Source organism: Methylobacterium sp. CM6257, from assembly GCF_054611515.1.
The window spans coordinates 6,430,596-6,457,244 of sequence record NZ_CM137735.1 but is presented as its reverse complement, the minus strand read 5'-3'; the positions used below and the strand labels follow the sequence as shown (position 1 = coordinate 6,457,244).

General features: G+C 71.2%; 23 protein-coding genes. 5 read left to right on the top strand and 18 right to left on the bottom strand.

Going from position 1 to position 26,649, the window contains the following annotated elements; genetic code table 11:
- Nucleotides 1-102 precede the first annotated feature (102 nt).
- The 8 genes from ACYCO6_RS31560 to ACYCO6_RS31525 form a co-directional block, all read right to left on the bottom strand.
- Nucleotides 103-1,056 (bottom strand): AEC family transporter, encoded by a 954-nt coding sequence (locus ACYCO6_RS31560; protein WP_459766769.1) that lies wholly within the window; start codon nt 1,054-1,056, stop codon nt 103-105.
- Between the two features lie 108 nt (nt 1,057-1,164).
- On the bottom strand, nt 1,165-3,381 hold the full coding sequence (locus tag ACYCO6_RS31555; RefSeq protein WP_459766767.1) for a TonB-dependent siderophore receptor: 2,217 nt from the start codon (nt 3,379-3,381) through the stop codon (nt 1,165-1,167).
- Nucleotides 3,382-3,614: 233 nt separating this feature from the next.
- Complete coding sequence (locus ACYCO6_RS31550; protein ID WP_459766765.1) at nt 3,615-5,849, bottom strand: TonB-dependent siderophore receptor; 2,235 nt, start codon at nt 5,847-5,849, stop codon at nt 3,615-3,617.
- A 131-nt stretch (nt 5,850-5,980) separates the two neighbouring features.
- A complete protein-coding gene (locus ACYCO6_RS31545) occupies nt 5,981-6,847 on the bottom strand; it encodes an acid phosphatase (protein ID WP_459766763.1) in 867 nt (288 codons plus the stop codon).
- Nucleotides 6,848-6,983: 136 nt separating this feature from the next.
- The gene (locus ACYCO6_RS31540; protein ID WP_459766761.1) at nt 6,984-7,850 is read right to left on the bottom strand and encodes an alpha/beta fold hydrolase; all 867 of its coding nucleotides are present in this window, start codon (nt 7,848-7,850) and stop codon (nt 6,984-6,986) included.
- Nucleotides 7,851-7,874: 24 nt separating this feature from the next.
- Nucleotides 7,875-8,720 (bottom strand): 2,3,4,5-tetrahydropyridine-2,6-dicarboxylate N-succinyltransferase, encoded by an 846-nt coding sequence (dapD, locus tag ACYCO6_RS31535; RefSeq protein WP_459773804.1) that lies wholly within the window; start codon nt 8,718-8,720, stop codon nt 7,875-7,877.
- Between the two features lie 50 nt (nt 8,721-8,770).
- Nucleotides 8,771-9,262, bottom strand: coding sequence for a cyclic nucleotide-binding domain-containing protein (locus ACYCO6_RS31530; protein WP_459766759.1), 492 nt, complete (start codon nt 9,260-9,262; stop codon nt 8,771-8,773).
- Nucleotides 9,263-9,327: 65 nt separating this feature from the next.
- Nucleotides 9,328-10,014, bottom strand: a complete 687-nt coding sequence (locus ACYCO6_RS31525; protein ID WP_459766757.1) for a response regulator transcription factor — start codon at nt 10,012-10,014, stop codon at nt 9,328-9,330.
- Nucleotides 10,015-10,419: 405 nt separating this feature from the next.
- Here ACYCO6_RS31525 and ACYCO6_RS31520 point away from each other — a divergent pair, with 405 nt between their 5' ends.
- Complete coding sequence (locus ACYCO6_RS31520) at nt 10,420-10,989, top strand: L,D-transpeptidase family protein (protein ID WP_459766755.1); 570 nt, start codon at nt 10,420-10,422, stop codon at nt 10,987-10,989.
- A gap of 3 nt (nt 10,990-10,992) precedes the next feature.
- Here the strand turns inward: ACYCO6_RS31520 and ACYCO6_RS31515 are convergent, their stop codons facing one another.
- A complete protein-coding gene (locus tag ACYCO6_RS31515; protein WP_459766753.1) occupies nt 10,993-11,748 on the bottom strand; it encodes a YggS family pyridoxal phosphate-dependent enzyme in 756 nt (251 codons plus the stop codon).
- A gap of 182 nt (nt 11,749-11,930) precedes the next feature.
- Between ACYCO6_RS31515 and leuS the strand changes: the two genes are divergently transcribed.
- Nucleotides 11,931-14,513, top strand: coding sequence for a leucine--tRNA ligase (leuS, locus tag ACYCO6_RS31510; protein ID WP_459766751.1), 2,583 nt, complete (start codon nt 11,931-11,933; stop codon nt 14,511-14,513).
- A 189-nt stretch (nt 14,514-14,702) separates the two neighbouring features.
- On the opposite strand, the gene ACYCO6_RS31505 is transcribed toward leuS, so the two are convergent.
- Genes ACYCO6_RS31505 through ACYCO6_RS31495 form a run of 3 tightly spaced genes read right to left on the bottom strand, consistent with a single transcriptional unit; the run spans nt 14,703 to nt 17,222 of the window.
- The gene (locus tag ACYCO6_RS31505; RefSeq protein ID WP_459766749.1) at nt 14,703-15,488 is read right to left on the bottom strand and encodes an ABC transporter substrate-binding protein; all 786 of its coding nucleotides are present in this window, start codon (nt 15,486-15,488) and stop codon (nt 14,703-14,705) included.
- A 16-nt stretch (nt 15,489-15,504) separates the two neighbouring features.
- On the bottom strand, nt 15,505-16,272 hold the full coding sequence (locus ACYCO6_RS31500) for a TerC family protein (protein ID WP_459766747.1): 768 nt from the start codon (nt 16,270-16,272) through the stop codon (nt 15,505-15,507).
- A complete protein-coding gene (locus ACYCO6_RS31495; RefSeq protein ID WP_459766745.1) occupies nt 16,269-17,222 on the bottom strand; it encodes a lipid kinase in 954 nt (317 codons plus the stop codon). Before ACYCO6_RS31495 ends, ACYCO6_RS31500 begins: the two co-directional genes overlap by 4 nt.
- A gap of 328 nt (nt 17,223-17,550) precedes the next feature.
- Here ACYCO6_RS31495 and ACYCO6_RS31490 point away from each other — a divergent pair, with 328 nt between their 5' ends.
- The 3 genes from ACYCO6_RS31490 to ACYCO6_RS31480 all read left to right on the top strand — a co-directional run bounded on the left by ACYCO6_RS31490 (nt 17,551) and on the right by ACYCO6_RS31480 (nt 20,898).
- On the top strand, nt 17,551-18,447 hold the full coding sequence (locus tag ACYCO6_RS31490; RefSeq protein ID WP_459766743.1) for a hypothetical protein: 897 nt from the start codon (nt 17,551-17,553) through the stop codon (nt 18,445-18,447).
- A 121-nt stretch (nt 18,448-18,568) separates the two neighbouring features.
- A complete protein-coding gene (locus ACYCO6_RS31485) occupies nt 18,569-19,828 on the top strand; it encodes a thermonuclease family protein (RefSeq protein WP_459766741.1) in 1,260 nt (419 codons plus the stop codon).
- 29 nt (nt 19,829-19,857) lie between these two features.
- Nucleotides 19,858-20,898, top strand: a complete 1,041-nt coding sequence (locus tag ACYCO6_RS31480; protein ID WP_459766739.1) for an aldose epimerase family protein — start codon at nt 19,858-19,860, stop codon at nt 20,896-20,898.
- Nucleotides 20,899-20,912: 14 nt separating this feature from the next.
- Here ACYCO6_RS31480 and ACYCO6_RS31475 read toward each other — a convergent pair whose 3' ends face one another.
- The 6 genes from ACYCO6_RS31475 to ACYCO6_RS31450 all read right to left on the bottom strand — a co-directional run bounded on the left by ACYCO6_RS31475 (nt 20,913) and on the right by ACYCO6_RS31450 (nt 26,644).
- Nucleotides 20,913-21,665: an NADH dehydrogenase ubiquinone Fe-S protein 4 gene (locus ACYCO6_RS31475; protein ID WP_459766737.1), complete on the bottom strand. Its 753-nt coding sequence runs from the start codon at nt 21,663-21,665 to the stop codon at nt 20,913-20,915.
- Nucleotides 21,666-21,689: 24 nt separating this feature from the next.
- Nucleotides 21,690-22,034, bottom strand: a complete 345-nt coding sequence (locus tag ACYCO6_RS31470) for a hypothetical protein (protein ID WP_459766735.1) — start codon at nt 22,032-22,034, stop codon at nt 21,690-21,692.
- 16 nt (nt 22,035-22,050) lie between these two features.
- A complete protein-coding gene (locus tag ACYCO6_RS31465) occupies nt 22,051-22,461 on the bottom strand; it encodes a hypothetical protein (protein WP_459766733.1) in 411 nt (136 codons plus the stop codon).
- 107 nt (nt 22,462-22,568) lie between these two features.
- On the bottom strand, nt 22,569-23,090 hold the full coding sequence (locus ACYCO6_RS31460; protein WP_459766731.1) for an Hsp20/alpha crystallin family protein: 522 nt from the start codon (nt 23,088-23,090) through the stop codon (nt 22,569-22,571).
- Between the two features lie 135 nt (nt 23,091-23,225).
- The gene (locus ACYCO6_RS31455) at nt 23,226-23,708 is read right to left on the bottom strand and encodes an Hsp20 family protein (protein ID WP_459766729.1); all 483 of its coding nucleotides are present in this window, start codon (nt 23,706-23,708) and stop codon (nt 23,226-23,228) included.
- A gap of 284 nt (nt 23,709-23,992) precedes the next feature.
- Nucleotides 23,993-26,644 (bottom strand): DNA translocase FtsK, encoded by a 2,652-nt coding sequence (locus tag ACYCO6_RS31450; RefSeq protein WP_459766727.1) that lies wholly within the window; start codon nt 26,642-26,644, stop codon nt 23,993-23,995.
- Nucleotides 26,645-26,649 lie beyond the last annotated feature (5 nt).

The following is a 26,649-nucleotide window of genomic DNA, read 5'->3' as shown; positions in this document are numbered from 1 at the left end:
CGCTTCGCCGGATCGTTCTAGCGCGGACACGGCGTGCCGCGCCATGACGCTAGGAGCCAAGCCTTACGATTCCTCTACGGCAAGAGCATGGTCGCCCGGTTTCTAGAGTGTCGCCAGGTAGCCGGAGACCGTCACCACGGCCAGCGTCGTTGAGACCAGCACCACCGTGGAGGTCAGGTCGGCCTCGCGGCGGTAGAATTCCGCCAGCATGAACGGCCCGGTGCCGGTGGGGAGTGCCGCCATGAGCACCGCGACGTGCAGCAGGAGCGGCGGCAGGTCGAACAGGTATCGGCCGAGCCCGTAGGCCAGGACCGGATGGCCGGCGAGCTTCAGCCCGACGAGGAGCGCCGCGGCCCGCCCCTGCCCGCTTCGCGGCCGGCGCTTCTGGGCGAGGAACAGGCCGAGCGCTACCAGGGCACAGGGCGAGGCCGCGCCGCCGAGGAGCTTCAGGAACGTCTCGGCGGGCGCCGGCAGCGCCAGCCCCGCGCTCGGCACCAGGGCGCCCAGAGCCGGGGCCACCAAGAGCGGGTTGCGGACGAGCGACCGGCCGACCGCCAACCAGACCCGGGTGCGGGGCCCGCTCCGGCCCGTCGTCAGCGCCTCCTGCCGCAGTCCGGTCTCGATCAGCACGATCGCCGCCGCGAACACGCCGCAGACCGTGAGGATCACCGCCACCGTGGTGGGGGCCAGCGCCTCCGGCCCGAAGGCCACCAGCGCCAGGGGAAACCCCATGAAGCCGGTATTCGCGTAGCCGGCATTGAGCCCGTCCAATGCGGCATCGGCGAGCGGACGCCCCTCCCCCCGCCGGAGCAGCACCGTGAGAGCGAAGATCGCGAGGCTGCTGAGCCCGAAGGCGCCGATGAAGCCGGGCTTCCAGATGGCGCTCCAGCGGGCGTGAGCGGTGACGTCGAACAGGAGCGCCGGCAACGCCAGGAAGACCACGAAGCGGTTGAGCTCGGTGGTGGCGGCGGCGCCGAGCACGCCGATCCGCCGGGCCAGCCAGCCGGCGAAGATCAGCGCGAAGATCGGCAGCACGACCAGGAGGGTCGAGAGCATGGCGGGTCCGGATCGAAGGACGATGCTCCGGCCTTAGGATGAATTCCGCGCCGATCTCCAGTGTCGGGGGCGAGGGCCAGCCATGCCGGCGCCCGCCGCCTTGGCCGATCACCAGCGGTAGATCAGGCTGCCGATCACCGTGGCCGGGGCGCCGCGGTAGCAGGAGCCGGCCTGGCACGTGTGATAGTCGCGATTGAAGATGTTGAACGCGTTGATCTGTGCCCGGAGGCCTTCGTATTTCGGGCCGAGGGCCGCGAAGTCGTAGGCCACCAGCGCGTCGAACAGGGTGGCGGTCGGGTTGCGCGCGGTGTTGAGGTCGTCGGTGAAGCTCGTGCCGAAGTAACGGACGCCGCCGCCGACCTGGAGGCCGCGCAGCAGCGAGGTGAGCGGGAACCGGTAGGTGCCGAACGCCGCGATCGTGTTCCCCGGAAGTCCCGAGACGAAGTTCCCGCTGATCGACTGATCGGTGCCGGGATAGGTCGCGTTGCGATAGCGTAGATCCAGGTGCGTGTAGGAGACGGTGAGGTTCGTGCCCGGCGCGAAACTGGCCGTCAGCTCCGCCTCGAAGCCCTTGGATTCGACCGATCCGGTCGCGACCTGATTGGCGGGACTGTTCGGGTCGGGCTGCAGGATGCTCGACTGCACGACGTCGAAACCCGTGAAAGCGCCGGTGAGATTGGTGTTGGGGATCGCGTATTTCACGCCGGCTTCGATCTGGTCACCGGTGGCGGGCTTGAACGGGCGGCCGCTGCTGTCCACGCCGAGTTGCGGTGTGAAGGTCGTGGCGTAGCTCGCGTAAGGCACGAGGCTTGGCGCCAGCAGATAGGTGAGCCCGACGCGGCCCGTGAAGGCCGAGTCGTTCTGAGTCTGCGCCGCGCCGAGCCCGTCCGGCGGCCCGCTGCGGGTGGACTGAGCCACGAAGTCCTGGCGGCCCGTGAGCGTCAGGACGAAGCGGTCGAACTTCGCCTGCTCCTGAACGTAGAGGCCGACCTGATCCTGCGACTGCTCGGAAGCCGAGGTGAGGTCCGGGCGGGGCACGAAGGTGCGGTAGCGGACGGTCGAGACGTCGGTGACGGCCGTGAGATCGAGATCCGGGATGGAGCCGAAGCCGGCGTCGCGGTGGAAGTCGTAGTGAAGGTAATCCACGCCGCCGAGCAGCGTGTGACTGACCGGGCCGGTGGCGAGGTGAGCCTCGAGCTGGTTGTCGATCGCGATATAGCCGAGCCGGTCGTGGACGAAGCCATTCTCGCGCTGGGCTGAGACCCCGGTCACGCTGTCGATCTGCGTATAGGCCAGCTTGGCGTCGATGTTCTGGTAGCGAACGTTCTGGCGGACGATCAGGTCGGGTGTGAACGTGTGCTCGAAGGCGTAGCCGATCCGGTAGGAGTCCTGGTTCAGGGCGTTGAAGCCAGCATCACCCTGATAGAGGCGGGTGATGGCGAAGCCCGGCGCGGTGTAGAAGGCCGAGGTGCCGGGCGCCTTGGAGTTCTGGTACTCGGTGAGCAGCGTGACGGTCGTGTCGGCCGAGGGTGTCCAGGTCACGGCCGGGGCGACGGTGGAGCGGTTGTCCTTGCCGCTCGGCAGGAACGTGTTCGCGTCGCGCAAGGCGCCCGTCAGCCGGTAGGCGAGGGTGCCGTCGCTCCCCTCGACGGGGCCGCCGAGATCGAAATTGCCCTGGTAGCGGTTGAAGTTGCCGCCCTGCAACCAGACCTCGCCGAAAGGTGTGAAGACGGGCCGCTTCGACGTGACGTCGACGATGCCGCCCGGCGAACCGAGGCCGTAGAGGCCGGAGGCCGGCCCACGCAGGATGGTGAGCGCCTCGGTGCCGTAGGGCTCGATCCGGGCCACCGCCTGACCGACGCCCGGCTGGCGCAGGCCGTCCCTGTACACGCCGTCATTGGTCGCCTCGAAGCCGCGGATGTAGAAGGCGTCGAAGCGCGGGTCGAAGCCGAAGACGCTGCTCGACACGCCCGGCGTATAGGCGAGCGCTTCGTTGAGGCTCTGGACGTTACGGTCGTTGAGCTGCTCGCGGGTGACGACGGAGACCGATTGCGGCGTCTCGATGAGCGGCGTGTTGGTCTTGGTGGCGGTGGGGCTCACGCGGGCGACGTAGCCGGTGATGCCGGAGGGACCGCCCCCGCCCCCGCTGGTGGCCGAATTGTTGCCGTCGCCGCCGCTGACATTGCCGCCAACCGGCGCATCCGGAAGGATGACCTCCACCGTCAGCACGTTGAGCTGCACGTTGGCGCCTTGCGCCACGGCGGGACCGGCGAGGGCCGTGGAGGCGAGGAGGAACAGGCTGAGACGCGGACGACACACGACCATGAGAGACCCCCAGATGCGCCGTTGATCGACGCCTGGGATTCCTGTCCTGCAGGCGCGGGCCGGTGATCAAGCCGAAAACGTGTTACCGATCACACACTTGGAACGTTTCAAATTGGTCCCGCAGCAGGATCGCCGATCCGATCGCGGGTCTTGGAAGGCTACCCGAAACCGGGCCTTCAACCGTCGGTGCGGGGGCGCAGAGCGGGCCGGCATGGCTCCCGCCCCCGAGGTGCCTACCAGCGGTAGGTGAGGCTGCCGATGACGGTGGCAGGGGCGCCCCGGAAGCAATTCCCGAATGCGCAGGTGTTATAGGTCCGGTCGAAGATGTTGTAGGCGTTGATCTGCGCGCGGAGCCCTCGGTACTTCGGGTCGATCGCGGCGAAATCGTAGGCGACCAGCGCGTCGTAGAGCGTCACGGTGGGGTTGCGCACCGTGTTGTCGTCGTCGGCGAAGCTCGTGCCGATATAGCGGATGCCGCCGCCGATCGTCAGGCCACGCAGGGGTGAATAGGTCGGGAACGCGTAGGTGAGGAACGACGCGTAGGTGTCGCTGGGGATGCCCGAAACACGGTTCCCGTCCTGGCTCTGACCCGTGAACGAGGTCTGGCTCAGGAAGCGGAAATCGAGGTGTGTGTAGGCGATGGTCAGGTTCGTGCCCGGCGCGAGATTGGCCGTGGCCTCGGCCTCGAACCCGCGGGAGCGGACCGAACCCGTCGCGGCCTGGAACGCGATGTTGGTCGGGTCGGTGCGCAGGATGCTCGACTGCACGATGTCGAAACCCGCGAACGCGGTCTGAATATTGGTGCCGGGGATCAGGTACTTCACGCCGGCCTCGATCTGGTCGCCGGTCGCCGGCTTGAAGGCCTGACCGCGCGCGTCCGTGCCCACCTGGGGCGTGAAGGTCGTGGCGTAGCTCGCGTAGGGCACGAGACCGGGCGCCAGGACGTAGCCCAGGCCGACGCGGCCCGTGAAGGCGGTGTTGTCCTGGCGCGTCGCCGCGCTGTCGGGCGTCGTGCGATTCTCCTGGAAGACCCAATCGTGGCGCCCGTTCAGCGTCAGGATGAAGTCGCCGAACTTGGCCTGATCCTGCAGGTAGACGCCGATCTGGTCCTGGGCCTGGCGGGTCGGGCTCGCCAGCGCCGGTGTCGGGATGAACTGCCGGCCGTAATTCTGGGTGATGAGGTTGAGGTCGGGGGCGGGACCCGAGCCGAAGCGGTTGCTCAGGCCGTAATGGGCGTAGTCCACGCCCGCCAGCAGGGTGTGGAAGACCGGGCCGGTGACGAGGTGCGCCTCGAGCTGGTTGTCCAGGGTCTGCTGCACCAGCCCCTCGCGGATGTAGCCGGTCGAGCGGGAGCCCAGTGTGCGCGCCTCATTGATGGAGTCGATGCCCGTGTATTTCGCGTTCAGAAAAATGCCGTAGTGCCGGAAGTTCTGGCGGAAGATCAGGTCGTCCGAGAACCGGTGCTCGAAGGCGTAGCCCACCCGATACTGCGTCTGGTCTAGGCCGGCGAAGCGCGGATCGCCGCTGTAGTACTTGGTCACGCGGAAGCCGGGATCGTTGTAGTAGAAGACGGTCGCCGGCGTGTTCCGGATCTGGAACTCGCTCAGGAAGGTGAAGGTGGTGTCGACCGAGGGCTTCCACGTGAAGGCGGGGGCGATGTTGAGCTGGTCGTCGTTGGTGCCGCGGCCGATGAAGGTGCCGGATTCCCGCCGCACGCCGGTCAGCCGGTAGGCCATGGTGCCGTCCGACCCCTCCACCGGGCCGCCGAGATCGAAATTGCCCTGAAAGCGGTCGAAGCTGCCGCTCTGGAACCAGACCTCACCGAAGGGGGCGAAGACAGGGCGCTTCGACGTCGCGTCGAGGATGCCGCCCGGCGAGCCGAGGCCGTAGAGGCCCGAGGCCGGACCGCGCAGGACCGTAACGGCCTCCAGCCCGTAGGGCTCGATGCGCGGGAAGATGAAGCCGCTGCCGATCTGGCGCAGGCCGTCGCGGTAGGTGCCCTGGTTGGAGAGCACGTCGAAGCCGCGGATGAAGACCTGGTCGAAGCGTGGGTCGAAGCCCGAGACGTTGATGGTGGCGCCCGGCACGTACGCCACGGCGTCGCTGAAGGTCTGGACGTTGCGGTCGTTGAGCTGCTCGCGGGTGACGACGGAGACCGATTGCGGGGTCTCGATGAGCGGGGTGTTGGTCTTGGTGGCGGTGGGGCTCACGCGGGCGACGTAGCCGGTGATGCCGGAGGGACCGCCCCCGCCCCCGCTGGTGGCCGAACTGTTGCCGTCGCCGCCGCTGACGTTGGCGCCCCCGCTCCCGACGCCGGCCGGCACGGCGGGGCCGGGGGCGACAGCCTCCACGGAGATCTCGTTGAGCTGCACGTTCGCCCCCTGCGCGGCGGCGGGGCCGGTGAGACGGGACCCGGTGAGGGCCGTGGAGGCGAGGAGCAGCCCGATTTGAGCAGAACGCATGGACATCGAAGACCCTGTATTCGTGCCGTTGACCGGCACTTGGGGCTCACGATTGGGCGCTCACGCTTTGTTGATCAAGCCGAATACGTGTTGAAAATCACACACTTAGAAGGTCTAAAATCTGTAACGGTTCAAGTCTAGAAGTCCAGCGGCGGCTCCCGCAGGGCCTCGGTCTCCCGGGTGCAGACAGCCTGATCGGGAGCCGTCCCGGCCCCGGCGAGGGCGGCGTGGAGTTCGGTACGGGCTTTCTCCAGGTCGGCCCGGAAGGCCGGATCGCCCATCAGGGCCGCGAAGACCGTCGAGCCGGTCAGGCGCCCGGCGACCACGTCGCTGAGCCAGTGCACCCCGCACACGATCCGGCTCTCGCCGTAGGCGCGTCCCCGGGCCAGGATCGGGGTCGCCTTCTCGGGCACCAGGGCCGCCAGGATCAGAGCGTAGGCCCAGCCCTGCGTCGCGTGGCCGGACGGGTAGCTGAAGCTGTCGGCCAGCGCCTGGGTGCGCTGGACGCAGATCGGTGCCTCGTTGCCCACGAAGGGACGCAGGCGGCGATAATGGATCTTGGGGCCGCGCGTCGCGCGGGCGAGGTCCAGGCGGGCGCGCTCCAGCAGGCCGATCACGGCCGGCACCCGGGCCTGATCGATCCGGGTGCCAAGCACGCAGGCGAAGTTCTCGAGCACCGCGGCGGCGCCCTCCGACACGTCGTTGGCGGCGAGTTCCCAGCGGGCGCTGCCCTTCAGGGCGCGGGTCCCGTTGAAGGCCGCCCGGTCGGCCATGTCGAGGGGCGCGTTGTGGGCCGGCGGCGGCGGCAGGATCTGGACGGAATCCGGGACCGCCGCCTCGGCGAGATAGGGTTTCACGGCCGGGCGGCCGGGCTTCAGCGTGTCGGCACCCACCGAGGGGGCCGCCGGCGCGCCGGACGGGACGGGGCGGGGGGGCTCCTCGGCCCGGGCCGGGATCGCGACCGCGAGGAGGGCGAGGACCGGGAGGGACAGGGTGCGGGGCATCGGATCCGTGGCTCTGTCGGACGGGGTCTGCGGGCCGCTCCCGCTGCCGGACGAGCGGCTCAGCCGGCCCGCCTAGTCCCTGCACAGGCGCGGGACCGTGTCCAGGGGTGGGGTCCCGTGATGGCGTCGGGAATCCTCAGGCCGCCCGGATCGCGGCCGCGACGGCCTCTGGATATTCCTCGTGCGGGCTCAGAGCGCCCGGGATCGCGGCGCCCCTCACCCGGCCGCCGGCGATGAGCGCGTCCATCTCCGCCCCCGAGCGGCGCGGGGCGCCTTCGGGCCGCAGCACCAGGGTCGGGGGCAGGGACTCGCCGAACAGGTCCAGGAAGGCGGCGCGGCTGCCGACCGGGTCCAGGCCACCGGTGACGAAGGCGGCCGTGCCGAAGCGGCCGTTGCGCTGCCGGGTGACCGCGTGCTTGTCCCGGATCACCGCCGGAGTCACGTGCGCCGGGTCGGCGTAGACATGGGCGCGCATCATCCGGCCGATGATCGGCGGGCTGATATTGATCCGGTAAAGCGCCTCGCCGAGGACGGGCGCCTCCACGGCCCGGCGGATGCGAGGGAACCACTGGGCGCGCCCCGGCAGCGCGGTGGGGAGCGGTCCCCGCCAGGTCGGCGCCACCAGGACCAGACGGGCGAAGGCCTTCGGGTGTCTGCGCGCGGCGGCGACCAGATAGCCGGCGGCGTGTCCGGCCGCGATCCCGAGGGCGTAGGGGCCGGGTGCCGCGGCGAGCAGCGCGTCCAGGAAGGCGTGGAACGTCTCGGGGGCGAGCGGCACCCGCGTCCGGGGGCGGGCGCCGAAACCCGGCCAGTCGGGGACGAGGCAGCGGTACTCCGACCCGAGATCGCGGGCGAGGCCCCGCATCTCGGCCCGCGCCGAGATCGTCGACAGGGCCGGGAGCAGGAGCGCTTCCGGCCGGTCTCCGGCCCCTTGCCCGATCACGTCACAGCGGGTCGGCACCGCCCGGCCCGCCACCGTGAGGTTCAGCTCCAGCGTCTCCATCGCGCTCCCGCCGAGTCCCAGGAATCAGGTGCGCAGCAACTCGTTGATGGCGGTCTTGGACCGGGTGCCGGCATCGACGCGCTTCACGATCACCGCGCAGTACAGGCCGGGTCCGGGCGATCCGTCCGGCAGCGCCTTGCCGGGCATCGTGCCCGAGACGACCACCGAGTAGGGCGGCACCCGGCCGTACATCACCTCGCCGGTGGTGCGGTCCACGATCTTGGTGGAGGCGCCGATATAGACGCCCATGGACAGGACGCTGCCCTGGCCGATGATCACGCCCTCCGCCACCTCGGCGCGGGCGCCGATGAAGCAATCGTCCTCGATGATCACCGGGTTGGCCTGGAGCGGCTCCAGGACGCCCGCGATTCCCGCGCCGCCGGAGATGTGGCAGTTCTTGCCCACCTGCGCGCAGGAGCCGATCGTCACCCAGGTGTCGACCATGGTGCCCTCGCCGACATAGGCGCCGAGGTTGACGAAGCTCGGCATCAGCACGGCGCCGGGGGCGATGTAGGAGCCGCGGCGCACGAAGCAGCCGGGCACGGCGCGCAGGCCGGCGGCCCGGAACTCGGCCTCACCCCAGCCGGCGAACTTGGAGGCGACCTTGTCCCACCAGGGCGCGCCGCCGGGACCACCCTCGATCGTGGCCATGTCGTTGAGGCGGAAGGAGAGCAGCACCGCCTTCTTGAGCCACTGGTTGACCACCCAATCCTGGTTGCCGCTCTTCTCGGCGACCCGGGCCTTGCCGGAATCGAGCAGGTTCAGAGCCGTCTCGACCGCCTCGCGCACCGCGCCCTTGGTCGCGGTTGAGATGTTGGCGCGGTCTTCCCAGGCGGCTTCGATGGTCTGGGCGAGATCGGAATGGGGCATGTCGGCCTGGGACATGGATGTCTGGAAACCCTTGCGGCGGGAGCCCGTGCTTACAAGCGGGCACCCGGGCTGTCACCTGAGGCGAGGCCGTCGATCGTATCGAGGAGCATCCGCACCCGGTCGAGATCGGCCACCAGGCCCGCGAGGTCCTCCGCCAGCGTGTCGTGGACGGCCTGCGCGGCCCGGGGAAACTCCTCCAGCACGCGGCGCATCAGCGTCGGGGTGATCCGCATGACCTCGGCCGCGCCCTCCGCCCGGGCCTCGGTGGGCCGCGTGCCGCGCACGAACAGGGAGAGCTGCCCGATCAGCGCGGAGCGTCCGGCCCGCACCGGCTCGGCCGCCGCGACCCGCGGTTCGAGCCGGATCGTGCCCGACATCACCACGAAGCCGCCATCGGCCGGGTCGCCCCGGGAAAACAGAAGGTCGCCATCCGCGAGTTCGCGCCGCTCGGCCGCGAACGTCAGCAAGCGCAGAGCATCCCGGTCGAGGAAGCCGAATAGCGGTGCGGCCGCGAGGATCGCGATATCGTCGTCGAGCCCCAAGAACGCCTCACCACCCTGCGCGTACGCGATCCTACGCGATCGCCTACACGGAAAACTTCATTTCGTCAGGGCAGCAACTTGTATCCACCGCCCTCCGTGACGAGGATCGCGGCGGTGGCGGGGTTGGGCTCGATCTTCTGGCGCAGCCGGTAGATGTGGGTTTCCAGCGTGTGGGTGGTGACGTGGGCGTTGTAGCCCCAGACCTCGGCCAGCAGCGTGTCGCGGTTCACCACGGCCCGGCCCGCCCGGTAGAGGAAGCGCAGGATCGCGGTCTCCTTCTCGGTGAGCTTGAGCTTCGAGCCGCGCTCGCCGACCAGCAGCTTGGCGCCGGGCCGAAACGTGTAGGGGCCGATCTGGAAGACTGCATCCTCGGAGGCCTCGTGGCTGCGCAGGTGGGCGCGGATGCGGGCCAGCAGGATGCCGAATTTGAACGGCTTGGTGACGTAGTCGTTGGCGCCGGCCTCCAGCCCCTCGACGTGGTCTTCCTCGGCATCCTGGGCGGTGAGCATGATCACCGGGCCGCGGAAGCCGCCGGCGCGCATCCGCCGCACGGCCTCGCGCCCGTCGAGATCGGGCAGGCCGACATCCATCACCGCCAGGTCGATGCGCTCCGCCGCCATCCGCCGGATCGCGTCTGTGGCGTTCGCCTCGGTCACCACCGTGAACTCCTCGCAGAGATCGAGCTGCTCGGTGAGGGTGTCGCGCAGGATCGCGTCGTCGTCGCAGATCAGCAGGCGGTAGGTGTTCGGCATCGTCCGGGGCCCCAGAGCAGGCTGCGGGAGGGGGAGGGCTGACTTCCCGGTGCAGCGTGCGTTGACTGTAGGATCTCAGCAGGATCGCGCGCGACGATTCTGCCGAGGCTTTTGTTTCCGCATCATTGTTTCCGCCGCGGCGGCGACCATTCAGGCGAAACCAGCTGTTGCGCCGTCGAGGGCGCGTCGGACCCGGATCCGAAGGCGTCGGTCCCCGCCGCGCGGGCGGTGGGCTGGCTCGCTCCCGAATCCAGGCTCGGCGGCCCGGTTTCCGGCCAAGGATAGGGCAACCTTTGTGGCCGGAAATTGCCTTGTGCGCAATTTTTCATCGGTGTCCTGTGCGGATATCGGGCATAAGCCGCGCCGACCCGGCCGATCCGGCCGTGCGCGCGAGCGGGGAGGGCGATGGTGAAGCGGCGACGGAGCGGGCAATCCGGGTTTGTCCGCTTGACCCTGGGGGAGATCCGCGTGCGGGCGCTGGTCGGCGACCGACGGCGCGGTCAGCTCCTCGTCGGCCCGGCGGTGATTCCCTGCGCCCTCGGGGCCGGCGGCATCGTCTGCGACAAGCGCGAGGGTGACGGCGGCTCGCCGCGGGGACGGTTCCGGCTGCGGGGGGGCGCCTACCGGCCCGACCATCTCGGGATCCGTCCGCGCACCCCGCTGCCCCTGCGGGCCACCCGGCCCGACGACGGCTGGTGCGACGATCGCCGGGACCGCCGCTACAACCGGCCGATCCGCCTGCCGGCCCCCGGCGTCAGCGCCGAATCGATGTGGCGCGGCGACGGGCTCTACGACGTGGTGATCGACCTCGACTACAACCGCGCGCCGATCCGGAAGGGACGGGGCTCGGCGATCTTCCTGCACATCGCCCGGGACGGCTACCGCCCCACGGAGGGCTGCGTCGCCCTCGCCCGGGCCGACCTGCTGCGGCTGCTCCGGCGCCTCGGGCCGCGGACGCATCTGCGGATCGGCTGAGGCTCACGCCTTCCGGGTCCGGGCTCCGAAGATCGCGGTCCCGACCCGGACATGGGTGGCGCCGAGCTGGATCGCCGCCGGGAAATCCGCGCTCATCCCCATGGATAGGATCGGCAGGTTGTGCGCCTTCCCCAGCCGGGCCAGCAGGGCGAAATGGGCCGAGGGCGGATCCTCGGCCGGGGGGATGCACATCAGGCCCTGGATCGCGAGCCCATGGGTCTCGCGGCACTCGGAGAGCAGGGTTTCGAGCTGGTCCGGTAGGACCCCGCCCTTCTGGGGCTCCGCGCCGGTATTGACCTGGATCAGCAGCTTCGGGGTCCGGCCGGAGCGCTCGATCTCCTTGGCGAGCGCCGCCGCCAGCGACAGCCGGTCGAGGGAGTGGATCACGTCGAACAGGGCGACCGCGTCCCGGGCCTTGTTGGATTGCAACGGCCCGACGAGGTGCAGCTCCACATCCGGGTAGCGGGCGCGCAGGTCCGGCCATTTCGCCATGGATTCCTGGACGTAGTTCTCGCCGAAGACCCGCTGTCCCGCCTTCAGCGCCGGCAGGATGCCCTCGGCTGGAACCGTCTTGGAGACCGCCACGAGCTGGACCTCGGCCGGGTCGCGCTCCGAATCCTCGGCGGCCCGGGCGATCGCCGCCCGCACCTCGGCGAGCCCGGCGGCGACATCGGCCTGCCCGACGGGAAGCTTCGCGGTTCTGTGCCCCATCCCGTCCGTCGCGGGGGCGTTCGGGTCTGTGATCGCGTCGTCCGTCATGGGCCTGTCCTGTCGCTGCCGGAGGCCGGTCCGGCTCTCCCGCGGACCTATGCGCTTGCGCGCCCCACGCAAGCCCGAATCGCGCCCTCCGTTGACCGGCTCCGGCGCAGATATGCTACGGGGGCGCAACCGTGCCGCGGCTGTCTCCAGCCGGCCGCCGAGCCTCTCACCCCGCCGGATCCATGACCAGCACCGCCCCCCAACCCGTCGAGCGCTACAACGCCAAGGATGCCGAGCCGCGCTGGCAGGAGGCCTGGGCGGCGCAGCGTCTGTTCGAGACGGACAACAGCGACAGCCGTCCGAAATACTACGTGCTGGAGATGTTCCCCTATCCGTCGGGGCGCATCCACATGGGGCATGTCCGCAACTACGCCATGGGCGACGTGGTGGCCCGCTACAAGCGCGCCCGCGGCTTCAACGTGCTCCACCCGATGGGCTGGGACGCCTTCGGCCTGCCGGCCGAGAACGCCGCCATGGAGCGCAAGGTCAACCCGCGGGACTGGACCTACGCCAATATCGCCTCGATGCGCGACCAGCTGAAGGCCATGGGCCTGTCGCTCGACTGGAGCCGGGAGATCGCGACCTGCGATCCCGACTACTACAAGCACCAGCAGCGCATGTTCCTCGACTTCCTGGCGAAGGGGCTGGTCACCCGCCGCACCGCCAAGGTGAACTGGGACCCGGTGGATCACACGGTGCTGGCCAACGAGCAGGTGATCGATGGCCGCGGCTGGCGCTCCGGCGCCCTGGTGGAGCAGCGCGAGCTGACCCAGTGGTTCTTCAAGATCACCGACTTCGCCGAGGATCTGCTCGAGGCCCTCGATGGGCTGGACCGCTGGCCCGAAAAGGTCCGGCTGATGCAGAAGAACTGGATCGGCCGCTCGGAGGGGCTGGAGGTTCAATTCAGCCTCGCGCGGCCGGTGGCCGGCGCGCCCGATTCGGTGACCGTCTACACGACCCGGCCCGACACGCTGTTCGGCGCGAAGTTCCTGGCCATCGCGGCCGACCATCCCCTGGCCGCCGCGCTCGCGGCGGACCGGCCGGACCTGCAGACCTTCATCGAGGAGTGCCGCCGCACCGGCACCGCGCAAGCCGCGATCGACACCGCCGAGAAGCACGGTTTCGACACCGGCCTCACCGTGCGCCATCCCCTGGACCCGTCCTGGGAGCTGCCGGTCTACGTGGCGAACTTCGTGCTGATGGAATACGGCACCGGCGCGGTGTTCGGCTGCCCGGCGCACGACCAGCGCGACCTCGATTTCTCGAACAAGTACGGGCTCGGAAACACGCCGGTGGTCTGCCCCGAGGGGCAGGACCCGGCGACGTTCGTCATCACCGACACCGCCTATGTCGAGGACGGGCGGATGATCAACTCGCGCTTCCTCGACGGCCTGACCACCGGGGAGGCGTTCGAGGCCGTGGCGCAGCGCCTCGAAGGGGAGGGGATCGCCAAGCGCAAGGTGCAGTTCCGCCTGCGCGACTGGGGCGTCTCCCGCCAGCGCTACTGGGGCTGCCCGATCCCGATCATCCACTGCGAGTCCTGCGGCCCGGTGCCGGTGCCGGTGGCGGACCTGCCGGTGAAGCTGCCGGAGGACGTGTCCTTCGACCAGCCCGGCAACCCGCTGGAGCGCGACCCGGCCTGGCGCGACGTGCCCTGCCCGCATTGCGGCGCGCCTTCCCGGCGCGAGACCGACACGATGGACACGTTCGTCGATTCGTCCTGGTACTACGCCCGCTTCACCGCACCCTGGCTCACCGACGCGCCCACCGACCGGGCCGTTGTCGACCGCTGGCTGGCGGTGGACCAGTATATCGGCGGCATCGAGCACGCGATCCTGCACCTGCTCTACGCCCGGTTCTTCATGCGGGCGATGCGGGAGACCGGCTGGGCGGGCGTCGCCGAACCCTTCGCCGGCCTGTTCACGCAGGGCATGGTCGTCCACGAGACCTACAAGGATGCGGCCGGCGCCTGGGTGCCGCCGGCCGAAATCCGCATCACCTCCGAAGAGGGCGAGCGCCGCGCGTTTCACGTGAAAACTCAGGCGCCGATCACGATCGGCCCGATCGAGAAGATGTCGAAGTCGAAGAAGAACGTGGTCGACCCGGACGACATCATCGCGAGCTATGGAGCCGACACGGCGCGCTGGTTCATGCTCTCCGACTCACCGCCGGAGCGCGACGTGATCTGGACCGAGGAGGGTGTCCAGGGCGCCGCCCGCTTCGTCCAGAAGGTCTGGCGCCTAGTGAACGCCGCCACCCAGGCCAGGGGCGACGGGGCCGCGGACCTGACCCTGCGCAAGGCCGCCCACCGGGCGCTGTCTTCGGTGCAAGAGGATATCGAGCGCCTGCGCTTCAACCGCTGCGTCGCCCACATCTACACCCTGGCCAACGCCCTCGAGGATGGCTTGCGCGGCCCGGTCTCGCCGGCGGCTGCCGCCGAAGCGGCCGGCATCCTGGTGCAGCTCATCGCCCCGATGATGCCCCACCTCGCCGAGGAATGCTGGTCGGCTCTGGGGCGCTCCGGCCTGGTCGCTCAGGCGCGCTGGCCGGAAGCCGAAGCGGGGCTCCTCGTCGAGGACGAGATCACCCTGCCGGTGCAGATCAACGGCAAGAAGCGCGCGGACGTCACCGTGCCGCGGGACGCGGACGCCAAGGCCGTCGAAGCCGCGACCCTGGCGCTGGAGACGGTTCAGAAAGTCCTGGAGGGCAAGGCGCCCCGCAAGGTGATCGTCGTGCCGGGGCGGATCGTGAACCTGGTGGTGTGAGGCGTCGGGCGGCGCAATCCCGCCTAAACCTCATCCCGCCCACGACCTCATCCTGAGGTGACGGAGCGCAGCGAAGGCCTCGAAGGAGCCCTCCAAACGGCCGCGCGATCCCTGGAGCCCTCCTTCGAGGCTGCTGCGCAGCACCTCAGGATGAGGTCGCGACTAGGAGATCGGCTCTCGCTGGCGGCTTCAGGGCGCCGCCAGCCCCGGATCCTGCCCGTTCGCCTCCAGCCGGCTGGCGATGAGTCCGTCCGCTTTCGCCTGCGCCAGGAAGGCCGCGAGATAGGCGGCCCCCGCGTCCCGGCCCACCGGCAGGCCCATCGCCTGGGGTATCTCCATGAAGTGCCCGGGCAGCAGCCGCACCTCCGGATGCGCCGCCGCGTGGGCGGCGAGGGGCTGGTGCACCCCCGCCGCGACGTCGAGCCCGTCCCGGGCGAAGGCCGTCACTGCCTCGGCCGAGGTCGGGGCGCGCACCAGGGTCGCGTTCTTCAGGACGCGGGTCAAATACAGGTCGTAGGCGCTGCCCCGGCCCACCGAGACGCGCACGCCGTCCCGATCCACCCCCTCCAGGGCCCGGATCGGCGAGGCGGCCGGCACGAGATAGCTGCCGGCGATCAGCACGTAGGGATCCGTGAAGGTGATCCACTCCGCCCGTTTCGGGTCGATCGCCAGGAAGCAGATGTCCCAGGTGCCGGATCCCGCGGAGCCCGAGACGGCGCCGGCCCCCGGGAAGGTCACGAACGCCACCGGGACGCCGAGCCGCCGCGCCAGCGCCCGGGCGAGATCCACCGAAACCCCCGTCAGGCCGTCGGCTCCGGCCCGGGCCAGCACCGGGTTGCCGAGATTGATCGCTGCCCGGAGCGTGCCGGTGGGGGCCAGATCGTGCAGGACCGTCGGGTCGGGGGTCGTCGGTGTCGTCTCCGCGCGGGCCGCGGCGGACAGGATGAGCAGGCCGAGAGCCGCGAGAAGGCGCATGCCGGGCCGCCGGGGATCAGGCCCGCCGCGCCTGCCCGGCGGCCGCCGCTGCCTCTCCCTGCGCGGCCCGCCGACGCCGGCGGGCCAGCATGTTGAGGCCCTCCACGCCCGCCGAGAAGGCCATCGCGGTGTAGACGTAGCCCTTCGGCACATGGGCCCCGAACCCTTCGGCGATCAGCGTCATGCCGATCATGATCAGGAAGCCGAGCGCCAGCATCACCACGGTGGGGTTCCGGGCGATGAAGGCCGAGAGTGGCTCGGCAGCGACCAGCATCACCACGACGGCGATCACCACCGCCACCATCATCACCGGCACGTGCTCGGTCATGCCGACCGCCGTGATGATCGAGTCGATGGAGAAGACGAGGTCGAGGAGCAGGATCTGGCCGATCGCCGCGCCGAAGCCGATCGTGCCGCCCGACGCTTCCGCCTCGGGTTCCGGATCGACGCTGTGATGGATCTCCTTGGTGGCCTTCCAGAGCAGGAACAGGCCGCCGCCGATCAGGATCAGGTCGCGCCAGGAGAAGTCCTGGCCGAACACCGCGAAGACCGGCTCGGTCAGGTGGACGATGAACGCCACGGTGCCGAGCAGCCCGAGCCGCAGGATCAGCGCCAGTCCGATCCCGATCCGCCGCGCCCGCGTCTGCTGGTCGGCCGGCAGCTTGTTGGTCAGGATCGAGATGAAGATCAGGTTGTCGACGCCGAGCACCACCTCCATCACCACGAGGGTTGCAAGCGCGGCCCAGACGGTGGGCTGGCTGGCGAGATGGATCAGGTCGGTCACGGGCGGGGCGTCTCGCTGGTCGGAAGAAGGCGGCTGCCGAGGGTCCCGAGATCGAACGAGGCAGGGCCGCGCACCGGCTCCGGTGCGAAGACCCGCAGGATCTTGGGAATGACCTTGAAATGGGCCGGCGTGTGCGTGGTCAGCTCGCCGTCGGTGTTCACCGGCCGGGGCTTGCGGGTGGAGAGCTTGATCTCCTGCGCGTGGAAGGCGCGCACGTCGGCGGCGCGCCCGTGCGTGCCGCGCCGCAGGGCAGGGAGCAGCGCGATCAGCCGCCACCAGTGGTTGATCTCGAGGCTGTAGAAATCCAGCTTGCCGTCATCCACCGCAGCCGTCTCCTCGACGGTCATGCCGCCGCCGTAGTGCCGGCCGTTCCCCACCGAGACCTGGATGGTGGTGACCTTCTCGACCGTGCCGTCATGCTCGATCGTCACCGTGAAGGGCCGCACCCGGCGCAGCACCCGCACGGCCGCCACCGCGTAGCCGAGCACGCCCCAGATCTTCTTCGAATCCGCCGTGAGCTCGCCCGCGAGTTCGGCCGAGAATCCGACGCTCGCCACGTTGAAATAATAGTGGCCGTTGACCCAGCCGAGATCCACCGGCCGCGCCTCGGCGGTCGGGATGAAGCGGGCCGCCGCCAGGGGATCGAGCGGCAGACCGAGGGAGCGGGCGAGGTCGTTGGCGGTGCCCAGCGGCAGGATGGCGAGCGGCAGGCCGCTCTCCACGAGGGCCGGGGCGGCGCGGTTCATGGTGCCGTCGCCGCCGCCCAGGATCACGAGGTCGACGTCCCCGGCCCGGGCGTGGATCACCTCGCGACAATCGGCGTCCTGCGGCGGCTCCACCGGCTCGATGCCGCCCGCCCGCAGGATCGCCCGCACCGCCTCGAGGTCGCACCCGCCGTTGCGGGCCTTGGCGTTGCAGATCAGCAGCGCCCGGCGCTGGGGGGCACTCATCGCAGGCTCCCCTCAGGCGCGGTGTCGGGATACGGCTCCCCCGATGGCGGGCGCGGCGGCACCTTGGTCTCAGATCGGGCCACGGGATCCTCGATGCGCGGCGGCGCGAGACGGGGGCAGGGAAACGGCCAACGGCCAAGACTGTCCCCGACTTGGTACCCAAACGAGCGAGCGCAACCCCGTCATCCCCGCAATTCCAGGCTGGTCGCGGCCGCGCAGTTCGGCAGAGTCTCCTGCGCGCCCGATCGGACCCGTGGAACTCACCGGGCTGGCGGGCGCGTTCTCCAGATAACGCCTGGCCGCCAGGAAGGCACCGATGCCCGCCACCATGCCCACTCGACCCCAGGCCGTCGTGCTCGGCCTGATCCTGCCGCTGGCGCTCGCCGGTGCCGCCTCGGCTCAGCCGCAGGCCGCAACGCCCCAGACGGCCTGGGTCGATCCGCCGCCCCGCACCAGCGCGCCCGTCCAGAGCCCGGGCGCCGCGAAGGAGCCCATGACGGCCTCCAAGGACCCGGCGCGCAGGGACCAGCCTCGGGAGCAGGGCACGGCCGCCGCACGGGCGACGGCCGCGGACCGATCTGGCAAGGGCCGGAACAGGGAGGCGACCCGTCAGGCATCCCGGCCGGAATCCGGGGAGGACACCCTGCCGAAAGCCGCCGCGACGCGGACCCCGGCCCCCAAGCGGGCCGCAGCCCTGGAGCGGCCGTCCGGTCACGAGGCCCTGCGGCGGCGCGCCCATCATCCGCATCGGCTCGCCAACACGCCGGCCGCCAACCCGGTCCCGGCGGCGACCGGCTCGGCCGAGCGCGCCACGGCGGCGCGGGACCTCGCGGCGCGCTATTTTGCCACCGTCTCGGGATCCGGCGACACGATGGTCGGGACGGCGACCTCCTTCTACGCCACGCGGGTCCGCTTCTACGGCCGCCCGGTCACGACGGCCGGCCTCGTCGCCGAGAAGCGCAGCTTCGTCCAGCGCTGGCCCGAGCGCCGCTACGAGCCGCGGACGATCCGCACCGCCTGCGACGCCGAGACCTGCACGGTTCGCACAGTCGTCGACTTCCGCACGGCGAATCCGGACCGGGGCGCCGTCTCCAGCGGGGAGGCCGAGCTGATCCTGGAGGTGGGATTCTCGGGCGCGCGCCCATACATTCTCGGCGAGACCGGGCGGGTCCTGCGCCGGAGCATCCAGGCCGGCACCCTGGCCCCTTCGCCCGGCAAGGCGTAAGAGCCTGCGACACGCCCGTTGCGCGGTCGCGCGCGGGGAGGGAACGCCCGGTGGTCGGGGGTTCGACGAGGTGCTCTGAAGGGGGCTCCGTGCGGCGTGCTGTGAGGCCGGGATCGGACGTATGACGTCTTCAACGGTGGTGGCGGAACAGGAGTCGGGACCGGCGCGTCCGGTGCTCGAGGATCCGGGGCGCGCTGCCCTCCGCGAGGCGATCCGGGCCGAGATCGCCCGCGCTCGCCCGCGTCCGGTGGCGGTGCGGACCCTGGAGCTCCTCGCCGAGGCGGCCGTCATGCCCGACGAGGCCGGGACCGGCTTCCGTGTGCTCGACCGGCACGGTCTCCCTCGCCTGCGGGCCGACACGTCCGAGCCGATGACGCTCGCCGATCTCGTCGCGGAACTCCGGGAGCGGCACCCAGCCCTGTTCCTGCCGGCCGAGCTGGAGCCGGAGCCCGCGCCGCAGGCCGAGGAGGGCCGGGACTCGTCGCTGCTGAGCGGCGCCTACGAGATGCGGGCCGCCACGGCGCGTTTCGTCGAGACTCAGTCCGAGCGCGCCCGGTCCCTCGCCGAGCGCTCGTCCGTTCAGGGCCGGGCGCTGGCGCAGAATGCAGCCGGCCGCTTCGCGACCCTGCGCACGAACCTGCGCGGCCGCTTCGCCCCACCCGAAGCCGCCGAGGCTTCGGCACAGGGTACCGACCCGGCCGCCGCCTGGAACACGGGACCCGGACGCTTCGGCGAGGCCGTGCGCGACGGGCTGGAGCGGGTACGCGAACGGCTCGGTTTCGGCGGCGCGATCCTGGACGATGGGGCCCGGCGGCAGCGGCGGTGGATGGCCGGCGCGAGCGCGGCAGCCCTGGTGGCGGTGGTCGCCGCGGGGCTGGTTCTGGAAGGGCGTCAGCCCGGCCCCCCGCGCGCCACGACCGCCGAGCCGGCCCCCTCCCGCACGCCTGCGCCGGGTGCCACCTCCCAAGCGGCTCCCCAAGCCGCGTCGCCGGCGGCCCCCGACACGGTGACGCCGCCTCCTGAGACCGGAGGCGATCCCGAGGCTGACACGCTCCCGCCCCCGCCGAATGCCGTGCGGGGACCGGTCCAGGTGATCGACACCGCGACCCTCAAGGTCGGCGGCAAGGTGGTGCACCTGTTCGGCGTCGAGTGGGTCCGGGGCGGGCAGGCGGATGAGCTGGCCCGCTACATCGGCGGTCGGCCGGTGACCTGCCAGCCGGCACCGGGCAGCGAGAACATGAACTGCCTGGTGGACGGGCGCGACCTTTCCGAGGTGGTGCTGTTCAATGGCGGTGGTCGGGCCTCGCCGGAGGCGAGCCCTGAGCTGGTCGCGGCCGAGGACCACGCCCGGAGCGAGCGGCTCGGCGTCTGGAAGCGCTAGGGCGTGTCCCCGGCGGGGCGGAGGGCGGCATGCCGGGTGAGGTCTTCGGGCATACGGCGGATGGACGACCGGTCACCCGCCACATCCTGAGCCGGGGGAGCCTGCGCGTCGGCATCATCGATTTCGGCGCGGTCGTCACGGCGATCGAGGTCCCCGACCGCGCCGGGCGCATCGCCAACGTGGTCCTCGGCCTCGACACCCTGGAGGGCTACGAGACCGTGAGCCCGAGCTTCGGCGCGGTGATCGGGCGCTACGCCAACCGCATCGCGGGCGGGCGCTTCACCCTCGACGGGCACACCCATCACCTGCCGGTCAACGAGGGACCCAACACCCTGCATGGCGGCCCGAAAAACTTCGGCCGGCGCCTGTGGCGGGTCGAGGGCTCCGACGCGGCAAGTCTCGCCCTGACCCGCTGCTCCCCGGACGGGGAGGAAGGGTTTCCGGGCACTCTCGACGTGCACGTCCTCTACAGCCTGCCCGAGGACGGCGTACTGCGCATCGACTACGCGGCCGTCACGGACCGTCCGACGGTCCTGAACCTCACCAATCACAGCTACTTCAATCTCGCCGGGGAGGGCTCGGGCAGCGTCCTCGGCCACACGGTGCAGCTCGAAGCCGACGCGTTCACCCCGACGGACGCGACCCAGATCCCCACCGGCGAGATCCGGTCGGTGGCCGGCACCCCCTTCGATTTCCGCACGCCGCACCCGCTGGAGGCGCGCATCCGGGTCGGCGACCCGCAGCTCGCCATCGCGAAGGGCTACGACCACACCTTCGTGCTGCGCGGTGATGCCGGGACGCTGCGCCCGGCCGCCACCTGCCTCGATCCGGGGAGCGGGCGCCGGCTCGACGTCTGGACCACGCAGCCGGCCCTGCAGCTCTACACCGGCAACACCCTCAACGGCACGCTGATCGGACCGTCCGGCCGGATCTACCGCTCGGGCGACGGCGTCTGCTTCGAGACGCAAGGGTTTCCCGACGCCCCGAACCAACCGGCCTTCCCCTCCGCGGTGCTGCGGCCGGGCGAGCGGTTCACGGCGACCACGACGTTGCGCTTCTCGGTGGCATGAGGGGCGCGGGCCGCTCAGGCGGCCGCCATCACCACCCGCTCGTCCCACGCCCACGGCACGGGAACCGCGGCGGCCGGCGCGGCGGGATGCGGGCGCCACCGCTCGCCGAGGGCGAGGAGCGCGGTCTTGACGGCCTCGAGCTGCGACGGCTCCCCTTCGGCCATGCCCTCGGCGGCGGCTACCTCCTTCAGGTACTCGTCCCAGGCCCAGCGCCGGAGGATCTCCCGCTTGCAGGGGCCGAGCAGGCGCGGATGGTCGAGCACGGCGGCCGGCGCGGCGAACACCGCCGCCGGGTTGATCAGCGCCCGCTCCAGATCCGGCAGGCCCGGCGCAGCCCGCTGCTCCGCGTCCCGGATGCGGGACGGGGCAGGGGCCTCCGGGCGGGGCGGCTTCGCGCCTGGCGGCGGGAGCGGGTTCGCCCGCCGGATCCGCAGGGTGGCGGGCCGGATCTCGACCGGGGGCTCCGGCTCCGCAGAATAGGCGAGCCCCTGGCGCTCGGCATAGGCGATGGCCTGGGCCCGCGTCGGGAAGGTGAGCCTCACCTCCGTGGCGAGCGGATCGTCGTCCGCCGTCCAGCCCATCAGGGGCTCGATCTCCGGCGGCGTCTCCCGCTCGAAGGTGAGAACCCAGGTCCCGGCCCGAGCGCGGCCCGCGCTCTCGACCGAGCGCCCAAGGCGACGGATTACCGCCCGGCGGTCGGCGAGCCACGGAGCGGCCGCTCCGGCGGGCGGGTTGTTGTGTCCGATCCCGATCGCACGATCCTGCATGGTTGCCTCCCGAAGACGGCGCGTTCAGGACCCGAACAGCCCGAGGCGCGCCGCCGATTGCACACCGAAGCTCGCCGCGAAGGAGAACAGCGCGGCGTCCCAGGCGGTCAGGTGCGGGGCATCGGCCGGCGGCCCGGCCTGCGTGATCGCCACGCCGAGCCAGGCGAAGCCCAACAGGCTCAGCAGGCCGGCCATCACCCAGGGCAGGGCCGGCGCCGGGCAGGGCGCGGCCAGGGCGACGCACAGCACCGCCGACAGCGTCCAGGCGACCAGCACCGCCTTGTCGGTCCCCTGTACCGGCCCTCCGGTCCGGACGCGGCGCAGCCGGGACAGGAGCCGCCCCCTGCCCTTCAGATCGAACGTTGCCATCGAGCACCCCCTGATCTCAGTTCAGGATGCGCTCCCGCCCGACGGTACCGCCCTGCCAGCGCCGGGTGACGGTCGCGGGGATACGCGACGCGCGCGGCGGGGGCGGTTCCGCGGCCCCGTCGAGAGCGTGCAGGGCGGCCAGGATCGCGTCGAGCGGCACGGGCTCGGCCCGGCAGCCGGGCAGGCAGCGCAGCGTCGGGCAGGACTCCACAGCGCGCGCGTCGGAGGCCCAGGATGCCAGGATCGCCCGCTTCTCGGCCCGCGACAGGCCCGGATAGGCCAGCACCTCGCGCGGATGCCGGAACACGTCTCCCGGCGCCACGAAGGCCTCGAATGGGTCAACCGCCGGCGCCCTCAGAGTAGCCGCCGCCACCGGGCCAAGACGCTCGACGGGGGACTCGATTGGGGTGGTCTCGATCTGCTGCATGCGACCCTCCTCCTCGTGAGCAAAGGCTGGGGCGGCCGGCACGACCTACCGGTCCAGGCCGGCCGCCACGTCATGCGTTCCGTTCAGTCCTGTCTGGCTGGCGGCGATCAGTGCTTGGCCGCCGCCGCGGCGCCGGTGTTGATCGCGATGCGGCGTCGGCGGTCCGGCGCCTCGGCCGCACGCGGCAGCGTCACGGTGAGCACGCCGTTGCGGAACGTCGCCTCGGCCTTGTCCTCCTCCACCGGGATCGGCAGGGCGATCGACCGTTCGAAGCGGCCGTAGCTGCGCTCCGAGTAGCCGCGGGCCTTGTCGGTGGTCTCCGCGCGCTTCTCGCCCTTCAGGGTCAGGACGCCGTCCTCGATGAGAAGCTCCACGTCCTTCTCGTCGAGACCGGGAAGCTCGGCGGAGACCCGCAGCGCGCCGTCCGCCTCAACCACCTCGACATTCGGCCAGCCGAAGGTCCGGCCCGCCGGGCTCGGCATGCCGCCGAACCCGCTGAACACGTCGTCGAAGAGGCGGTTCATCTCACGGTGCAGCGTCAGGAACGGGCTGACCGGCTCGCCCGACAGGGCAGTGGGCGACGGGGTGCCGGTGCTGCGCGTCCAGGGGATCAGGTCTCTCACGCTCATGGTCCAATCTCCATCGCATGCGGTGCAGTCGTGGAAACGGGCCCGCGGGTCCGCGGACCCGGATGTCGCGCGTTCCGCGCGGAGGGGCCCGGGCGCTCCGGCCCGGGCTATCCGCCCTCGGGGAGCGGACGGAGTTCAGGCGGCCTTGGCGTCGCGGGCGATCTGCGCCGGCGCGTTGTCCTGGCCGGACACGGCCGTCGTGCCGCCGATGGCGATCCGGCGGGGCTTCAGGGCCTCCGGCACCTCGCGCTTCAGCTCGACGGTGAGCAGGCCGTTTTCCATGGACGCGTCGACCACCTTCACGTGCTCGGCCAGATTGAATGTCTGCCGGAAGGTGCGCGCCGCGATGCCGCGGTGGAGATAGTGCCGCTCGCCCTCCTGCACGGCCTTCTGGCCCGAGACCAAGAGCGTGGTGTCCTGCTGCGTGAGCTCGATCTCCTCGGGCGTGAAGCCCGCGACCGCCATGGTGATGCGGTACTGGTCCTCGCCGACCTTCTCGATGTTGTAGGGTGGCCAGGCGGCCGATGCCTCGACGCGGTCGGCCTGGTTGAGCAGCTCGAACAGGCGGTCGAACCCGATGGACGACCGGAACAGGGGCGAAACGTCGTAAGTCCTCATAACCACATCCTCCAACGAGCAACGTGACTACAAGCGACGCCGGACACCGTGGCCGGCGCCCTCACTGCGAGCCCGCTAGGAGCCTCGCACGCGCGTAACGTCGGTGCTGGAGCCTAGTTCCATGCCGGACGGATATTTTTGGCGGGCACGCCGAGACGGATCCGACCGGGCGCTCCGACTCCTCCCCTCATCCCGAGGCGCCCGCTCCGCGGCCGCACCCCAGGATGGGGTCGAGAACGGGAAAGGCGGCGGACAGGATCTGGTGGGTTCAACGTCCCGGCGGTTCAGCTGACCGCGTCCTCCACCAGGATCTCGCGCTTGCCAGCGTGGTTGGCCGGGCCGACGATGCCCTCGATCTCCATCCGCTCCATGAGCGAGGCGGCGCGGTTGTAGCCGATCTGCAGGCGGCGCTGGATGTAGCTCGTCGAGGCCTTCTGGTCGCGCAGGACCACCTGCACGGCCTGCTCGTAGAGGTCGCCGCCGGCCTCGCCGAACGAGCCCTGGTCGAACACGGCACCGTCGAGTTCGAGCTCCGCCGCGCCGGCCTTGCCCTTCCCGCCCTTCTCGGGCGCACCCTCCTCGTCGTCCGCCGTGACGGCGTCGAGGTAGCTGGGCCGGCCCTGGCGCTTGAGGTGGGCGACCACGCTCTCGACCTCGCTGTCCGAGCAGAACGGCCCGTGCACGCGCGTGGTGCGCCCGCCGCCGGCCATGAACAGCATGTCGCCCTGACCCAGAAGCTGCTCGGCGCCCATCTCGCCGAGAATGGTGCGCGAGTCGATCTTGCTGGTCACCTGGAAGGAGATCCGGGTCGGGAAGTTGGCCTTGATCGTGCCGGTGATCACGTCCACCGACGGCCGCTGGGTCGCCATGATCAGGTGGATGCCCGCCGCCCGCGCCATCTGCGCCAGCCGCTGGATCGCGCCCTCGATGTCCTTGCCGGCCACCATCATCAGGTCGGCCATCTCGTCCACCACGATCACGATGTACGGCAACGGCGCCAGGTCCATCGCCTCGTCCTCGTAGATCGCCTCGCCCGTCTGACGGTCGAAGCCGGTCTGGACGGTCCGGGTCAGCACCTCGCCGCGGGCAGCCGCCTCGGCGACCCGGGCGTTGTATCCGTCGATGTTGCGCACCGCGATCTTGGCCATCTTCTTGTAGCGCTCCTCCATCTCGCGCACGGCCCATTTGAGGGCGATCACCGCCTTCTTCGGGTCGGTGACCACGGGGGAGAGCAGGTGCGGGATGCCGTCATAGACCGACAGCTCCAGCATCTTCGGGTCGACCATGATCAGGCGGCACTCCTCGGGCTTGAGCCGGTAGAGCAGCGACAGGATCATGGTGTTGATCGCCACCGACTTGCCCGAGCCGGTGGTGCCGGCCACGAGCAGGTGCGGCATGCGCGCGAGGTCGGCGATGATCGGCTCGCCGCCGATGTTCTTGCCCAGGCACAGGGCCAGCTTGTGCTTGCTCTCGGCGAAATCCGTCGAGGCCAGGAGCTCGCGCAGGTAGACCGTCTCGCGCTTGGCGTTCGGCAGCTCGATGCCGATGGCATTCCGTCCGGGTACGACCGCGACGCGGGCCGAGACCGCCGACATCGACCGGGCGATGTCGTCGGCCAGCGCGATCACGCGGCTGGACTTGGTGCCGGGCGCGGGCTCGAGCTCGTAGAGGGTCACCACCGGGCCCGGCCGTACCGCCAGGATGTCGCCGCGCACGCCGAAATCGCCGAGCGTCGCCTCGAGCAGGGTCGCGTTCTGCTCCAGGGCGTCGGCCGAGATCAGGCTCGCCTGCGAGGGGCCGCGCGGCGCGGCCAGCAGGTCGAGGGCCGGCAGGGCGTAATCCTCGGGATGGAGCGGGGGCGCGGGCGCCCGCCGGGCCGGAACGGGCGCGGCGGCCGGAGCCGCGACGCGGGACGCCGTCGCTTCCGGCCGGGGCGGCGCGGGGCGCTGGATGGCCTCGGGCACCTCCGCCTCGTCGTCGTCGTGCAGCGGCACGGCCCGGCGGGCCGGCGCGGCCTGAACGGGGGGCTCGTCGGCCGTGTCGAAGACGGGCTCGCGCCGGGCAGGGCCCGGCCGGACACCCTCGGGCAGATGCTCGGCCCAGGGCAGGTCCGCATCCGTGAAGGCGCGCCGGGCCGCCAGGGCCGGCGAGGCGCCGTCGAGGGGCTCGGCCCGGCCCGACCGCCACGCCGTGATCCGGCTCGACAGGGCGCCGCGGAGCCCCATCAGCCCCTGTGCCAGCGCGCCGACGCCGACGAGGCCGAGGCTCGGCTCGTCGGCGTCCTCGCGCTCGTCGCGGCCGGTTTCACGACCCCGCACGGGCGGACGCCGCACCGGATAGGGCTCATCGTGGAGGGACTCCTCCTCCACGGCGCCGAAGCGGCAGGCCCCGGTCAGGCTGAGGATCGCCACGGCGGCGTAACCGAAGCCGACGAGGTGCGACGCCGCCGACGAGACCGCCCCGACCATCACCCGCGCCATCGACAGCAGACCGTCGCCGGCCACGCCTCCCAGCCCGGTCGGAAGTGGCCAGCGGGCGGTGGGCGGCAGCGCGCTCGCCACCGCGCTCGCCGCACAGAAGCCGATGATCCAGAGCGCGATGCGCAGGCCCCCCTCGGGCAGGTTGCGCTCCCGCATCAGCCGCACGCCCCAGAGGGCCGGCGGCAGCACGAAGGCGAGAGCGCCCAGGCCCAGGATCTGCATGGCGAGGTCCGCGACCACGGCGCCCGGCTGGCCGAGCACGTTGTGGGCGGGATGGTCGGTGGCGTGGTTGAGGCTCGGGTCGTCGATCGACCACGTGGCCAGCGCCACGGTCAGCGCAACCGCGCCGGTGAACAGCACGAACCCGCCGAGTTCCGTCAGGCGCTTGCCCAGGAACGGGCGAACGCTGTCGACGAAAGTGTCGTAGGGCGATGCGGGACGGCGAAGCGAGCGCATGCGGG

Excerpts from the sequence above, each read along its gene's own strand:
- ACYCO6_RS31560 (WP_459766769.1), bottom strand. The coding sequence starts at position 1,056 with ATGCTCTCGACCCTCCTGGTCGTGCTGCCGATCTTCGCGCTGATCTTC.
- ACYCO6_RS31555 (WP_459766767.1), bottom strand. The coding sequence starts at position 3,381 with ATGGTCGTGTGTCGTCCGCGTCTCAGCCTGTTCCTCCTCGCCTCCACG.
- ACYCO6_RS31550 (WP_459766765.1), bottom strand. The coding sequence starts at position 5,849 with ATGTCCATGCGTTCTGCTCAAATCGGGCTGCTCCTCGCCTCCACGGCC.
- ACYCO6_RS31545 (WP_459766763.1), bottom strand. The coding sequence starts at position 6,847 with ATGCCCCGCACCCTGTCCCTCCCGGTCCTCGCCCTCCTCGCGGTCGCG.
- ACYCO6_RS31540 (WP_459766761.1), bottom strand. The coding sequence starts at position 7,850 with ATGGAGACGCTGGAGCTGAACCTCACGGTGGCGGGCCGGGCGGTGCCG.
- dapD (WP_459773804.1), bottom strand. The coding sequence starts at position 8,720 with ATGCCCCATTCCGATCTCGCCCAGACCATCGAAGCCGCCTGGGAAGAC.
- ACYCO6_RS31525 (WP_459766757.1), bottom strand. The coding sequence starts at position 10,014 with ATGCCGAACACCTACCGCCTGCTGATCTGCGACGACGACGCGATCCTG.
- ACYCO6_RS31520 (WP_459766755.1), top strand. The coding sequence starts at position 10,420 with ATGGTGAAGCGGCGACGGAGCGGGCAATCCGGGTTTGTCCGCTTGACC.
- ACYCO6_RS31515 (WP_459766753.1), bottom strand. The coding sequence starts at position 11,748 with ATGACGGACGACGCGATCACAGACCCGAACGCCCCCGCGACGGACGGG.
- leuS (WP_459766751.1), top strand. The coding sequence starts at position 11,931 with ATGACCAGCACCGCCCCCCAACCCGTCGAGCGCTACAACGCCAAGGAT.
- ACYCO6_RS31505 (WP_459766749.1), bottom strand. The coding sequence starts at position 15,488 with ATGCGCCTTCTCGCGGCTCTCGGCCTGCTCATCCTGTCCGCCGCGGCC.
- ACYCO6_RS31495 (WP_459766745.1), bottom strand. The coding sequence starts at position 17,222 with ATGAGTGCCCCCCAGCGCCGGGCGCTGCTGATCTGCAACGCCAAGGCC.
- ACYCO6_RS31490 (WP_459766743.1), top strand. The coding sequence starts at position 17,551 with ATGCCCACTCGACCCCAGGCCGTCGTGCTCGGCCTGATCCTGCCGCTG.
- ACYCO6_RS31485 (WP_459766741.1), top strand. The coding sequence starts at position 18,569 with ATGACGTCTTCAACGGTGGTGGCGGAACAGGAGTCGGGACCGGCGCGT.
- ACYCO6_RS31480 (WP_459766739.1), top strand. The coding sequence starts at position 19,858 with ATGCCGGGTGAGGTCTTCGGGCATACGGCGGATGGACGACCGGTCACC.
- ACYCO6_RS31475 (WP_459766737.1), bottom strand. The coding sequence starts at position 21,665 with ATGCAGGATCGTGCGATCGGGATCGGACACAACAACCCGCCCGCCGGA.
- ACYCO6_RS31470 (WP_459766735.1), bottom strand. The coding sequence starts at position 22,034 with ATGGCAACGTTCGATCTGAAGGGCAGGGGGCGGCTCCTGTCCCGGCTG.
- ACYCO6_RS31465 (WP_459766733.1), bottom strand. The coding sequence starts at position 22,461 with ATGCAGCAGATCGAGACCACCCCAATCGAGTCCCCCGTCGAGCGTCTT.
- ACYCO6_RS31460 (WP_459766731.1), bottom strand. The coding sequence starts at position 23,090 with ATGAGCGTGAGAGACCTGATCCCCTGGACGCGCAGCACCGGCACCCCG.
- ACYCO6_RS31455 (WP_459766729.1), bottom strand. The coding sequence starts at position 23,708 with ATGAGGACTTACGACGTTTCGCCCCTGTTCCGGTCGTCCATCGGGTTC.
- ACYCO6_RS31450 (WP_459766727.1), bottom strand. The coding sequence starts at position 26,644 with ATGCGCTCGCTTCGCCGTCCCGCATCGCCCTACGACACTTTCGTCGAC.